Consider the following 14,226-nt stretch of genomic DNA (forward strand, 5'->3'; position numbering starts at 1 on the left):
GGCTGCAAAAGTAGGAAGTTATTTGTTTATTTTTGATACTTTTACAGCTTTAAAAATTAAAAATCCTGAAAGAAGTGAATATTCAAACCCATATAAAAATACTTTTGTTTTTGTTGTTTTATTTGATTTCCTCTAATACAATTCTGTATGCGGAGGAACCTCCAAAACCCTTGGAACCAGACTTTTTATTATTGACCAATGACCATTGGGTTAATGAAAAAATGGAGCAAATGACCTTGGACGAAAAAATTGCCCAACTGATGATGGTAACGATTTATCCAAGGCAGAGTGAGGCTGCAAAAAACAGTATGATTAATTTAATTCAGCATTTTAAACCCGGAGGAATTCTTGTTATGCAGGGCAGCCCGATGAAAACAACCCGGTGGATCAATGAATTTCAGGAAAATTCGGCAATTCCTTTGCTGGTGGCCATTGATGGAGAGTGGGGATTATCCATGCGTATTGACAGCACTATTCAATACCCTTACGCACAAGCCATTGGCGCTATTCAGGATTCCACTTTCATTTACCAGATGGGACGCGATCTTGCCCGGCAAATGAAACAAATGGGTATCCACATAAACTTTGCACCGGTTGCTGATGTGAGCACCAATCCACAAAATCCTGTCATCAATTTTCGTTCGTTTGGTGAAGACAAAATCAACGTGTCCCAAAAAGCAGGCTGGGTGGCACTTGGCATGCAGGATGCCGGTGCAATTCCAGTGGCTAAACATTTCCCGGGGCATGGCGATACCGAAACCGATTCACATCATGTGCTTCCACTTGTTAATCACCCGAAAGATCGCCTCGATTTTGTGGAGAGTTTTCCTTTCAGATACCTGACCGAAATGGGAATTATGGGAATCATGTCGGCTCATTTGGAAGTTCCGGCACTCGACGATTCGGGAACGCCTTCTTCGCTTTCAAAAAAAATAATAGATGGTTATTTGCGCAATGAAATTGGATTTCAGGGATTGGTAATTACTGACGCCATGAATATGAAAGGTGTGCAGACTGATAAAGGATATGCGGAACTCGAAGCGCTGAAAGCCGGAAACGATATGGTTGAATTTGTGCCAGACATCGGGAAAGCCATTGCTTCAGTTAAAAATGCACTGGCAAGTGGAGAAATTTCTTTGGAAGAAATAGAAACCAAATGCCGCAGAGTGCTGGCTGCCAAACGCTGGGCCGGTTTGCATATTTATGAACCTGCAAACACCATCAACCTCTCTGCGCGGCTGAATTCACCTTATTTTGAAGTGACCAACCGGAAACTGATTAAAGGTGCAATGACTGTTTTAGCCAACCAGGACGTGTTGCCGGTGCAGGATCTGGCCAACCTAAAAATTGCTTCGGTAATGATTGGGGCAGAAAACATTTCCCCCTTTCAGAAAATGATGGACAAATACACGCAGATTGACCATTTTGTTTTGAGCAAAAATGCATCAGCACGTGAAATGTTTAACCTGAGAAAAAAACTGGACAACTACAATCTGGTGATAGCCGGAATTCAGGGAATAAACCTTTATCCTTCGGGAAAATATGGAACGACAGAATTGCAGCGGAATGCTCTGGCCGATTTTATCAGGGACAACAATGTGATTGCCGTGTTCTTTGGCAATGCCTATGCTTTAAAACACTTTGAAAATATTCACCGGGCAAAAGGATTAATTTTGGCTTATCAAAATACTCAGTTAATACAGGAACTGGCAGCGCAACTGGTTTTTGGAGCATTCGATGCCACCGGAAAACTTCCGGTAACTGTAGATAAAAGATTTCTACCCGGCGATGGATTAACCATTAAAAACAATAAAACATTTTCCTATACCATTCCTGAGGAAGTTGGAATAAACTCGGAAAAACTTTCAGGGAAAATTGATTCCCTGGCCAATCTCGGACTGGAAAACAAGGCTTATCCGGGATGTCAGGTCCTCATTGCCAAAGACGGGAATGTAATTTTTCATAAATGTTACGGTTTCCATACCTACGAAAAAGAACAGAAAGTAACCGAAGAAAACATTTATGATTTGGCGTCATTAACCAAAGTTACCGCTGCCCTTCCTGCCATTATGAAATTGGTTGAAGAAAAGAAAATTGACCTGGATAAACCTTTTAGCACCTATTGGCCGCCTTTTGCAGGAACCGACAGAGGCCGGTTGCCGGTGCGCGATTTTTTAACCCACCAGGCAATGCTTCCCGGCTGGATTCCATTTTGGCGCATGGGACTTGACGAAGAAGGTAAATTGAACCGTGAAATTTTTTCCCACCAACCTTCCGAACAATTCCAGATTCGAATTTCTGAACATTTATACCTCAACAACAACTTTAAACAAAATATACTCGATACTATCCGAATGGCAAAATCAATTCCTTCAAAAAGATACGTTTATTCCGATCTCAGCTTTCATATATTCCCTGAAATCATCAGTAATTTATCCGGGTTGCCTTATGAAGAATACATCAAAACAACATTTTTCCGGCCATTGGGTGCCTGGACATTAAACTACAATCCGTATCTGCATTTTCCGCTCGAAAACATAATCCCAACAGAAAACGACGATTTTTTCAGAAATGAAAGGCTGCGGGGATTTGTGCACGATGAAGGAGCTGCCATGCTGGGCGGAATTTCGGGGAATGCCGGACTTTTTAGCAACACAAATGATTTGGCTAAAATGTTTCAAATGTACCTGCAAAAGGGTTATTTTGGTGGAAAACAGTTTATTTCCGAAGAAACCGTAAATGAATTTATCCGCAGGCAATTTCCGAACAGCAAAAACCGGCGGGCACTGGGATTTGACAAACCACTGGTTGACAACCATAAAAACAAGCTAAAAGATGCTTATCCGGCTGTAAGTGCAAGCAAAAACAGTTTCGGACATACGGGCTATACCGGCACCATGGCCTGGGCCGATCCGGATAACGGAACGCTGTTCATCTTCATGTCGAACCGGGTTCATCCTACACGCGAAAACCTTCAACTTTTTAACCTGAATATAAGAACTGCCATGCACCAGTCAATTTACGATTGCCTTTGACTTTTAAAATGCTACGGGGTTAAAAAAAGTTAATTATATTATGTAGATTCAAGACTTAACCTGCAATACTGCAATGGTTTATAACTCAAAGTCAACAAGTTGTATAAAATAACCATTTCGTTTTAAATTCCGTACAAATGTACCGGATACAATAAGAACAAAACAGTGATAGATTTAAGTTCTTTTTTCAATATATAATTTTAAATTTACAGGTTCAGACGTATTTAATTTATAATTATTACAAAATAAAATTTTAGCATTATGGAGAATAAAATCACATTTAACGAGCTGCGTAAAATTAAAGACAGCTTGCCTGACGGTTCCATTAAAAAAATTGCAAAAGAATTTGACCTCACCGAGGAAACCGTCAGGAATTATTTTGGAGGTGCAAATTACACAAACGGAGCAGCAGTTGGAATTCACATGGAACCAGGTCCAAATGGCGGCATAGTTCTTCTTGACGATACAGCAATTCTTGACAGGGCAAAAGAACTTATTCATGCAGAAACGGTTTGATTTAAAGGAAAATTTATAAAAATATTATAAAACTGTCCTATATTTATGGGGCAGTTTTTTTTAACCAAAAATTTAATCGAAATGAAAAAGTATTTTTTATTTATCAGTGCTACAATTCTTTTAGCCCTTTATTCGTGTCAAACCGAAAAGCCCTGGCAACCATTATTTAATGGTGAAAACCTTGACGGATGGGAAACCTGGGTTGGCCCTCTTGAAGAAGATGGCGATCCCGTTGGACTGAATAACGATCCTTTAAACCTGTTTTCGGTTGTAGAGTTGGATGGCGAAAATGTTATCCGCATTTCGGGCGAGGTTAATGCTTCGCTGGCAACAAAAGAAGAATTTGAAAACTACCATTTGTCGGTGGAACTAAAATGGGGACAGGAAGTGTACTCGCGAAGAAACTCAGGATTGCTGTATCACAGTTACGGCGATTTTGGAGCTGGGCTGGGCGTTTGGATGAGCTCACACGAATTACAGCTTTGGACCGGGAATATTGGCGATTCATATCGAATGGGAAAATCGTATTGCGAAATACCAATGGAAAAAAATGCAGAAGGAAAATATGTTTACACAAAAGGAGCTGAATTGATTCCTTCCATACCTGATACCGAAACCCGGGTTGTAGCCAAAAACGGCGATTATGAAAAAGCAATTGGCGAGTGGAACACCATTGAACTATATTGCGTTGGAACAACCTCGGTGCACGTGGTAAACGAAACCGTTAATATGGTAAACTTCAACTCGGGGAAATACCTTGGCGAAGGTAACATCGAACCACTTTCAAAAGGAAAAATTCAATTCCAGTCTGAAGGCGGGGAAGTTTTTTTAAGAAATATAAAAATTAAATCTATTGAAGAAATTCCGGCTGAAATTTTGCAATAATTCAGGCTTCTCAGGTGATTAAAAAACAAGCCCGCTTCTTTTTTGAGGTGGGTTTTTTATTTCCCGAAAATTAAAATCGTCAATTGTAGATTTTTTGTTAACATCTTTTTTTGAATAAATAACTGGAAAACACTTTTTTTGCACAAATCAATTTATTCAATTTCGCATGAATCAAAAAACCTTTCGCGACCAGCTTACTGTGAAAAACACGGTACTGGGAATCCAATTTCTTTTTGTTGCCTTTGGAGCCACCGTTTTAGTACCACTTCTGGTGGGAATAGATCCTTCAGTAGCCTTATTTACTGCAGGAATCGGTACCCTAATATTTCACCTGATTACCCGCGGGCAAGTACCTGTTTTTCTGGGAAGCAGTTTTGCTTTTATTGCCCCTATAATTGAAGCAACCAAACTTTATGGCTGGCCTGGAACACTTTCCGGGATTATTGCCGTAGGTTTGGTTTACGGAATTGTTTCCATGCTGGTAAAAGCACGTGGTGTTACTTTTGTTGAGCGGCTTTTTCCTCCGGTAGTGGTTGGCCCTGTAATTATGATTATTGGCTTGTCGCTGGCCTCAGCTGCTGTGGATATGGCAAAAAGCGACTGGCCACTGGCAGTTATTGCATTGCTGACAGCCATTATCGTGGTTATTTTCGGAAAAGGCATGGCTAAACTGATTCCAATTTTTATTGCCATAATTGTGGGGTACCTGGCTGCAGTGGTTTGGGGAAAAGTAGATTACACGGCCATTAAAGAATCCACGTGGTTTATGTTGCCCGAATTTACAACACCAAAGTTTCACTGGCAGGCTATATTATACATGATTCCGGTAGCCATTGCACCCATTATTGAACACGTAGGCGATATGTATGCTATTGGTGGTGTGTGCAAAAAGAACTTTATTGAAAAACCCGGGTTAAACCGTACGTTACTGGGCGATGGAATTGCCACAGCAGTTGCAGGATTTTTCGGTGGTGTGCCCAACACTACTTATTCCGAAGTTACCGGTGCCATTACACTTACCAAAATTACCAATCCGTTTGTACTGCGCATTGCTGCCATAACAGCCATCGTTTTTGCTTTTGTGGGAAAAATAAGCGGCTTTCTAAAAACTATTCCCCAATCGGTTTTGGGTGGAATTATGCTGTTATTATTTGGTATGATTGCTTCCATTGGAATCCGATCGTTGGTGGACTCCAAAACTGATATGGGAGAAACTCGTAATCAAGTTATTGTTTCGGTGGTGCTTACCGTTGGAATTGGCGGGGCTATTATTCAATACGGAACGTTTTCACTTGCCGGAATTGGTTTGGCAGCGTTGGTTGGAATTTTGCTGAATATTCTGCTGCCGCAAACAAAAAAGGATAAGTAGGACTATTCTGTTATTCACCAGGTGAATTCAAGTTACCAGGTGAAAAAATTCAAATAGGTGAATTAAATTATTGTTTTTCCGTAAGATATTTCCAAAACCTCCGGGGCATGTGCTGGCGCTGCAACCGGAGGTTTTTTCGTTCTTTTATACTGATGTTTTCGAAGTACGATTTCCAAAGTGTCTGGTAAAATGCATCCCCTTCATTCAGCACATTTTCACTCACCTGCCCGGTTTTCCGGTTAATTTCCGTACTGGACAGAACTACTTCCTCCACCGTTTTTTTGTTGAAAAAAGCTCCGTAATTTCGTTTGAGGTCGTAAAGCAGCCACTGCTGGTCTGCAAATCGTTTTTTGAAATGCCCCACCACCAGAGGTAAAACATCGTAAATTGGTTCGATGCCGCAAAAGTACAACCCGTCTTTGGTTTGCTGAAACCGCACAAACTGCATCATACGCATGGCTTCCTTTTTCACTTTTCGGGCAAATTGAATGACATCCAGCACATCCGAATCGCCGAGGTCAGTTTCAATATTTATTTCTTCGTTGAATAGCCGCCGGGCAAACCGCAGGATTTTTATTTCAATTCCCTTTTCTTCTGATAAAAAAGCATAATAGAGCAATTGTTTGTTTTTACCAGACATTTTTTGTTGAATTCCTTTCCAAACCCGATTGGCTTTTTCTGAATCAGAAGCGATTTTTATCACTTCGGCAAACAGGTTTTCCGGTTGTTTTCCAGCTGTTTGTATTTCATCGGGAATCCGTTTTCTGCTGTAGATCATAAAAATACAGGTGAGCAGACCTTCGAATGTGCCGTCGTAACTGAAAATCAACATACATCTAATTTCGTTTCTTCAAACCTATAAAATACTTCTTTGATTTTGCAAAAAAAATGAACTCTCTATAAAAAAAAATTCCCCGGCAAAAATCACCAGGGAACTTTTAAATTAAAAATCTATGCGAAACTAGTATTTAAACACTTTTCCTCCGGCCATCACCTGTTTGGTTTTTTCGTCGAATGTAGCACGCTGACCGGTGCGCAATGCTGCCGTAACCATTATGTTTGCAATAGAATGGCTGTAACCGGCTTCAACCGGTGCATTGGTTTTCGGGTCGCCTTTGCGCACACACTCCATCCAGTTTTTCATGTGAGCGTTGGTTAAAGGATCAGATCCGGTATCAGCGTCTGTTTCTACTTTCATTTGCGGAAGTTCAAAATCTTCAAGCAAGAATGGTTTCATTCCCATTGCTTTGGCGTGGTTTTCCCTTAAACCGCCATCGCTGTTTACTTTATTTGTATCGAGGTCGAGCTTTCCTCCGTTGGAGAAATACCATTCTTTTGTTCCGCCCGAAGAGTTATTCTGGCGCGAAGAATAAATTACCTGGAAGCCTTCGTCCATGTTATCCAACGGACCGTAATCGAACACCGCGGTCATGGTATCGAAATTTGTGCGTCCGTCCTTCCACATGTAAATGCCGCCATTGGCAACTGCTGAACGTGGATGCGGAAGGTGAGAGAACCAGTGAACGGTGTCAATCTGGTGAGCCATCCACTGTCCGGGAATTCCCGAGGAGTAGGGCCAAAAAAGTCGGTACTCCAGATATTTGCGCGCATCCCACGGCTCGTAAGGCCGGTTCATCAAATACCGTTTCCAGTCGGTATCAGATTCTTTAATTTGCGAAGTGAGGTGAGGCAAACGCCACCGCCCGGGCTGATTCACATTCCAGGTCATTTCCACAGCAATAATGTTCCCAAACTTGCCCGACTGAATGTAGTCATGGGCAGCGTGGTAATTTGGACCACTGCGGCGCTGCGAACCAATAGTTATCACTTTTCCGGTTTCCTTAACCGCTTTCAGACCTTCGTTGGCATCGTCCATGGTTTCGGCAAACGGCTTTTCGCAATACACATCGGCACCGGCCCGCACTGCCTCTGCTGTAAGCAAAGCGTGCTGAAAATCGGCTGTACTTAAAATAACTGCATCAGGTTTCTGCCCCCAAAGCTCGTCGGTATTCCTTGCCGTGTCCAGCTTTCCTCCTGTGGTTTCTTTGTACCAGGCCTGACCTTCGTCGCGGCGACGGTTCCAGATATCGCAAACCGTAAAAAACTCAAAATTCATTTCATCGGCATACTTCAGAAATGCTTTTCCCAAAGAACCTTTAAACCGATTTGAAAAACCCAGGATTCCAACCCTGACTTTATCGTTGGCGCCCATAATGTTGCCATAACTTTTTGCCGACATACCCAGCCCCCCAATGGTAATGCCGGCTGCACCAATGGCTGATTTTTTAATAAACTGTCTTCTTGAATTTTCCATATTTTTCGTTTTAAAATTAGAATTGACTGATTTTTAATTTATTTCACACCGAATTTGGCGAGGGGATATCAAATTCCGCCCTTCTTGGATCAAAAAGCAACCGGTTGGCTTCTACGGAATGGTCTCTGACAAAATGTTCGGCTTCACCATCAAATTCCAGCCATGGTCCAACTACATATTTGGCCTGATCTACCGGAACTCCCATGCCATCGCGGGCAATTTCATGAATCTTCATAAATTCTTCGAAAGCCAGGGCATCGTCTCCAAATTTGCCTGCCTTGGCATTAAATGGTACTTCTTTTCCCAAACGATATGAAATATTCATAAGGTGCCCGAGTGTGCAACTGTAATGTGCATCGCGCATGTTACCGTTCGCCATGGAAGGATTGCCGGCCCGGCATGCAGCCACAAAACTGCCGTAATTTCCTCCCGGTGTAATGGGAACTTCTTTCACAGGCACATCCCGGGGCTGGCTTCCGTTATGCGAAAAATATTCGCCACCTTCGTGAAGTCTTCCGCCATCTTCAAAATAAAACCGGTTGGTAACTTCCCGTTGGTACCCTTCATGATTTACATTGCGGACATTAAAGAAAACACGTTGTCCGTTTTTAAATTCTGCAACGGCAAACATGGTGTTGGGCGTTTCACCCTGGTCGTCCCAGGAAAACCTGCCACCCATGGCCATCACACGAACCGGATGCGTATTTTCAACTTCCGGATCAAGCGCCCAGTATGCCACATCCAACTGGTGGGTTCCCTGGTTGTTGAGTTCTCCGTTTCCGACCTGCCAGAACCAGTGCCAGTTGTAATGAACCAGATTTTCGTGGTAACGGTCAACGACGGAAGGTCCTCTCCAGAGGTTCCAGTCCAGGTGTTCAGGCGGATTGGTGAAAGGTTTGTAGCCAATACCTGCACGGGGTTTGCACGCGAAACCATGCGAAACCAGCATTTTGCCGTATTTCCCTGAACGAATTTCACCAATAAGTTTTGCCCACTCCGGACTGCTTCGGCGCTGGGTTCCATGCTGTACCACTATACCGTATTTTTCTGCTGCCGCCAAAGCCACACGTCCTTCATAAACATCGTGACTGGCAGGTTTTTCCACATAAATGTGTTTGCCGGCCTGCGCTGCCCAAATAACCATTAATGAGTGCCAGTTGTTGGGCGTAGCTACACTAATGGCATCTATATTTTTGTCGTCAAGTACATGACGGACATCTGCAACCCCTTTCACGCGGGAACTGTTTTCAACATTCTCCCGGACCTCTGCCACGCGGTTTTCCAAAACCAGTCGGTCGGGTTCAACCAGGTAAACAATTTCAACATTTTCGAGATTTCCGAGGCCGTTGATGTGACTTTTTCCTCTGCCGTTTACTCCGCAAACTGCAATCCGGAAACGCTCATTGGCGCCGAGGATCGAAGCATAGGATTTTGCACTGAAACCCATTCCCCCGATAGTTATTCCGGCAGCGCCAATGGCTGATTTTTTAATAAAAGAACGTCTGGAATTTTCCATACTTTTTAGTTTAAAGTTACCAACTGATTTTTCATAGCCTGAATAGCTGTGGGTGCCTCAGTTTCCAAATCTTCCCACCGGCATTCAATCGACATTTTTCCTTCGTAACCAACCTCTTTTAATGCTTTGAAATAGGCTGTGAAATCTTCGTTATGGGTACCGGGCGCTGCACGGCCTTCTTTTTCCGCAATGTGGGTATGCTCAATCAAATGACCGTATTTTTCAATGCTTTCCGGCCCTTCGCCATCCATCATCATGTGGTAAATATCGGCCAAAAGCCGGAAGTTGGGATGATTTACCTCTTCCACAATGACTCCGCCTTCCAAAACTGAGTTGATCAGGTTGCACTCTTTTTTGTTAAGCGGTTCGAGCACAACCACCACGTCGTATCTGGCCGCAATGGGCGCCATCTGGCTGCAAAGGTCGGTAAACTGGCGCAGTGCTTCTTCTTTTGAAAAACCCTCGGGAACTGCCCGGGAACCGCCGCTACCAAAAACAATGTATTCCACACCGGCTTTTTGTGCCCTGCGAAAAGCGATTTCCATATACTCCAGAATTTCGGGATGCACCGCTTCGGGTCCAACACTTTTTAAACTCCCGGGAATAAAGCTGTTGCAGGCTTTTACCGGAATGGCAGCATTTTGTGCCTGTTGCAGAATCTCATTAAATTCCTCTTCACTTTTGGCTGGCATTAAAAAACCGCCCACGCTTTCCTCAACATAAGTATATCCTTGTGTAGCCAGCATGTCGGCATTGGAAACGCTGGTGCAAACACCGATTTCAGAGAGAAAAGTATCGGGCTTTGGTGAATTGCAGGAAAAAAAGGTCAGTACCGCCATCAGAAATATCCCTGTAAAAATGTTTTTTTTTATCATCTCTGATTCATTTTCAATTAAACCACTTCTGGTAAAATATAAGGAGCGCGGTAATTACGGCTCAACATTGCATTGGCTTCGTTTTCGCCTTCGCCAATAAACCGCTCGGATACCGGATCGAACTCGAGCTGGCGGCCAAGCCGGTATGAAATGTTACCCAAATGAGCCAGAGAAGATGAGAGGTGACCAGTTTGTACCGGGCCGTTTTGAATACTCATGTCGCGGGCGCGGATGGCATCAAACCAGTTTTGAAAGTGTAGTGTAAGCTCTCCGCCTTCCGAACGTTTCGGTCCCGGTTCACGTTTTTGTCCCATGTAAGTTTCGTAAGTGCCATAACCTTTCACTACCATGTACCCTTTATCGCCATAAAAAATATTTCCTACGCCGGCGCCGTCTTCAAGGTTAGTGCACCAGTTACGCACTTCAAACTGAATGATTTTCTTTTGCTTCGGATAGTGGTAAATGGAGGATTGAATTTCGGGAACCTCTTTACAATCGTCCCACAGGAATTTTCCACCCATGGAAGTAATTCTTTCGGGCAGACTGTTTACACCCAGACCCCACATACACAAATCTGTTTCGTGAATGCCCTGGTTGCCCACATCGCCATTGCCGTAATCCCAGTGCCAGTGCCAGTTGTAATGCACCAGATTACGCGAGAAGGGACGCAGTGAAGCAGGGCCCGTCCACAAGTCATAATCTAATCCATCGGGAACTTTTGAGATACCTTTATCGCCAATGTCGGGACGCCAGCGGTAAACCAAGCCACGTGCCATGTAAACACGGCCAATCAAACCTTCTTCGAGGTGTTTCACAGCTTCGCGAATGGCCACTGAACTGCGCAACTGAACTCCATGCTGCACAATTCGGTTGTATTTGTAGGCGGCCTCAATCATTTTTTTGCCCTCGTAAATGTTGTGTGTAGCCGGTTTTTCAACGTAAACATCTTTGCCGGCCTGACAAGCCCAAACTGTTTGTAAAGCATGCCAGTGATTTGGCGTAGCAAGAGCCACGGCATCAATGGTTTTATCTTCGTAGGTTTTCCGGAAATCCTGTTCAATGGTTACATCTTTTCCATATTTATCTTTGAATTCTTTTGCACGTTCCTGTAAAACAATCATATCCGGGTCGCACAGGGCTGCCACCTCAACATTGGCCTTGTCGGCAAGTTCCATAATTTCGCTGATGTGATTTTTTCCCCTGCCGTAAACGCCCAAAACGGCTACCCGAATTCTGTCGTTTGCTCCTTTGGCTCCTGAAGGCAAAATGGTGGGCGCTTCAATGGTTTCTGCTTTTAAAGCACCGGGCGCCACGGCAGCAACAAAAGCACCTGTTGCGGCATTCCGAATAAATTTTCTTCTTGAATTTTCGCTGTTTTTTTCCATGATTCAAATTGGTTTGATTATTTAAAATTGTTTTTTATTGCTGAAATTTGTTCATCGGTCAGGTCGCCGCCAATAACCACTTTGTGTTTGAAAACCACTTTTTCCCCGGGCTGAAGCTCCAGTTTTACCGGTTGGGCATTTTTATCCACTGCCCGGCCACCAAAATTATTGGAGGCAAAAAGGCCGTAACCGCGTGCATGCGACCACGCCGGGTAATTCGGATTTTCAGGATGATCGAAAATAACCACTGTAATCACTTCACCTTCTTTATCGGCACGTAAGGCAACCCACGGACTTCTTTTTCCCCACACATCGCCGCCGGTTATTCCTTCGACATTACGGTAAACGCCGTTTACACCTTCGTTATTTAAAACCGGAACTTCAGTTACATTTCCGTCGGCATCCAAAAATCTGCCAGGTTTGTCGGCAGGTTCTTCAAACGCCCTGTCCATTCGCAGGCCCAGCATTCCTTCCTTGTTTTCGGTAAAGGTTACCGGCTTTATTGCGGTAAGTTCGGTAGTCCGGTCAATGGTGCGAACACCATTTTTTTCGCTGAAAACAAAGGTCGAAATTTCATTTAGAAGAACTTCATCATCATTATCAACCCAATCGGCTTTAGTTACCAATTTGCCGGTATTCGGATTGGTTTCTACAATTTCCTTAAATTTTATGGAACCGTAACGGTGTTTGTTTTCCGGTTTCACGGCAAAGGAGTTGTTCCAGAAATCGAGACCATTTACATCGCCGAAATTGAGCCACAAACCCACATGGTGCGGGTGGTCGGTTCGTTCAAAAGGCCTCGGGTTAATGGGGTAACCCCGGGTAATTTCCTTGCCGGATGCTGTAACTATGGGGTACAACACCTGTTTTTCCATGTCATCCGGGTAGATGTAGGAAGTGAAATAACTGTCGCCGAAATAAACATCTACTTTGTTGTTTGCTTCGTCGTGGTTAAACTGAACTTTTTGCGCTGTAGATGAACAACCTGCTGCAAAAATGAGAAAGGACAGAAGATAAATATACCGTTTCATTGGTTAATGGATTTAAGTTTATAATCATTTTTCCGTGTTCGCACACGGGTTGCTAATATAAAAGTTTTTTGTGAGAATACTCATGAAATTTAAATATTTCTCAGCATCAATTTAAAATCTGTTTTGGGGCATTTCAGAAACTAAAAAAAATAGCAGTTTCTAAATGATGAAATGATGCATAAAAACAGAAAAACATACTGCCCATGCGAGCAGTATGTTTTTAAAAGAATTCTAATTCCTAGTATCCAGGATTCTGTACTAATTTCGGTGCTCGTTTTAACTCATCCGATTCAATTGGAATCCAGTACATTTTTTCAACTACGTTATTATCTGGCATTGCTCTTAATCTTTCCCATGTTGTAGTCTTTACACCATCAATGGTTATTTCATCAATTTTAATTCCTAAAACTGTCTTAGGTAGCAATTCTTCCAACATTCTCCAACGGCGAATATCATACCACCGGATATCCTCTGCAAATAGTTCAATTTTTCTTTCATAGTGGTAGGCATCTCTGATATCACCGACAAAATCGGGCAAACCAGCTCGGTTTCTAATTATATTGATGTAAGTGGCGGCCTCGTTTTCTTCTCCCAATTCAAGACATGCCTCAGCATAATTTAATAAAACTTCGGCATACCGCATAAAGATCCAGGAGTTTTCATTATTCTGGTCTCTTCCAATACTTTCGTCATCCATAAATTTTTTCAAACGATACCCGCCGTAATTACCGTTCCAGTTTTCAACAGGACCATTACGTGTATCTATACCGTATCTGAAATATACGGTCTGTCCGTTTTCGATTACTTCTCTGGTTCGAATGTCAAGTATTCCAAGTGGATCAGTATCGGCCAAGTTGGGAAAACGTGGTTGCCATACAGCGCTATCATAAAGGACACTTGCATAGAATCTTGGCTCGCGAAAATAGTAAGGATTTTCATAAGTGAATTTCTCAGAATCATTAACATATTTTCCAAACTCTCCACTTTCCTCAATGGTAAAATGGTCGAAAAAGTCAGAACCATCATTCATTTGATAACTATCTACCATTTGCTGCATGGGGCTGTTTCTTCCAAAATTATTGATCCCGTTGGGCCCACAGGTCCTGTTCTGATTATGGGTGGCTCCAACATCCGGGCGGAACATTCGGCCCCAGATAATTTCGTCATCCGCTAGGTCTTTGGTCTTGAAAAAAGTAAAATAATTCAGGGCCACGGCTTGCTGGTCAGGTGCTCCAAAATCAGCCAGTTTAACTGTACCCAAATCCATAACTGCTTTTGCAGCATTTTTGGCTTTGGTCCA

Annotated in this window: 11 protein-coding genes; 4 read left to right on the forward strand and 7 right to left on the reverse strand. The window is 43.0% G+C overall.

Translation table 11 applies throughout. From position 1 onward, the window contains the following. The first annotated feature begins 221 nt into the window (after positions 1–221). The 4 genes from ACESMA_RS16100 to ACESMA_RS16115 all read left to right on the forward strand — a co-directional run bounded on the left by ACESMA_RS16100 (position 222) and on the right by ACESMA_RS16115 (position 5,805). Positions 222–3,035: a glycoside hydrolase family 3 N-terminal domain-containing protein gene (locus ACESMA_RS16100; RefSeq protein ID WP_372949878.1), complete on the forward strand. Its 2,814-nt coding sequence runs from the start codon at positions 222–224 to the stop codon at positions 3,033–3,035. Positions 3,036–3,296: 261 nt separating this feature from the next. Next, a complete protein-coding gene (locus tag ACESMA_RS16105) occupies positions 3,297–3,551 on the forward strand; it encodes a DNA-binding protein (RefSeq protein WP_372949879.1) in 255 nt (84 codons plus the stop codon). A gap of 81 nt (positions 3,552–3,632) precedes the next feature. After that, positions 3,633–4,436 carry a DUF1080 domain-containing protein gene (locus tag ACESMA_RS16110; RefSeq protein WP_372949880.1) on the forward strand — a complete coding sequence of 268 codons (804 nt, stop codon included), beginning with the start codon at positions 3,633–3,635 and terminating at the stop codon, positions 4,434–4,436. A gap of 166 nt (positions 4,437–4,602) precedes the next feature. Continuing rightward, positions 4,603–5,805 carry a uracil-xanthine permease family protein gene (locus tag ACESMA_RS16115; RefSeq protein ID WP_372949881.1) on the forward strand — a complete coding sequence of 401 codons (1,203 nt, stop codon included), beginning with the start codon at positions 4,603–4,605 and terminating at the stop codon, positions 5,803–5,805. Positions 5,806–5,872: 67 nt separating this feature from the next. Here ACESMA_RS16115 and ACESMA_RS16120 read toward each other — a convergent pair whose 3' ends face one another. The 7 genes from ACESMA_RS16120 to ACESMA_RS16150 form a co-directional block, all read right to left on the reverse strand. Then, positions 5,873–6,637, reverse strand: coding sequence for a TIGR03915 family putative DNA repair protein (locus ACESMA_RS16120; RefSeq protein ID WP_372949882.1), 765 nt, complete (start codon positions 6,635–6,637; stop codon positions 5,873–5,875). Between the two features lie 129 nt (positions 6,638–6,766). Next, positions 6,767–8,119, reverse strand: a complete 1,353-nt coding sequence (locus tag ACESMA_RS16125) for a Gfo/Idh/MocA family protein (protein ID WP_372949883.1) — start codon at positions 8,117–8,119, stop codon at positions 6,767–6,769. A 43-nt stretch (positions 8,120–8,162) separates the two neighbouring features. Next, entirely contained in the window at positions 8,163–9,635 is a 1,473-nt protein-coding gene (locus ACESMA_RS16130; protein WP_372949884.1) for a Gfo/Idh/MocA family protein, read from the reverse strand. A gap of 5 nt (positions 9,636–9,640) precedes the next feature. Then, complete coding sequence (locus ACESMA_RS16135) at positions 9,641–10,510, reverse strand: sugar phosphate isomerase/epimerase family protein (RefSeq protein ID WP_372949885.1); 870 nt, start codon at positions 10,508–10,510, stop codon at positions 9,641–9,643. A gap of 17 nt (positions 10,511–10,527) precedes the next feature. Then, positions 10,528–11,895, reverse strand: a complete 1,368-nt coding sequence (locus ACESMA_RS16140) for a Gfo/Idh/MocA family protein (RefSeq protein WP_372949886.1) — start codon at positions 11,893–11,895, stop codon at positions 10,528–10,530. Positions 11,896–11,912: 17 nt separating this feature from the next. Further along, a complete protein-coding gene (locus tag ACESMA_RS16145) occupies positions 11,913–12,926 on the reverse strand; it encodes a PmoA family protein (RefSeq protein ID WP_372949887.1) in 1,014 nt (337 codons plus the stop codon). 238 nt (positions 12,927–13,164) lie between these two features. Next, positions 13,165–14,226 (reverse strand): RagB/SusD family nutrient uptake outer membrane protein (locus ACESMA_RS16150; protein ID WP_372949888.1); only part of this gene is annotated, 1,062 nt, incomplete at its 5' end.

Origin of the sequence: Mariniphaga sp., assembly GCF_041687215.1 — a bacterium.
GTDB lineage: Bacteria > Bacteroidota > Bacteroidia > Bacteroidales > Prolixibacteraceae > Mariniphaga.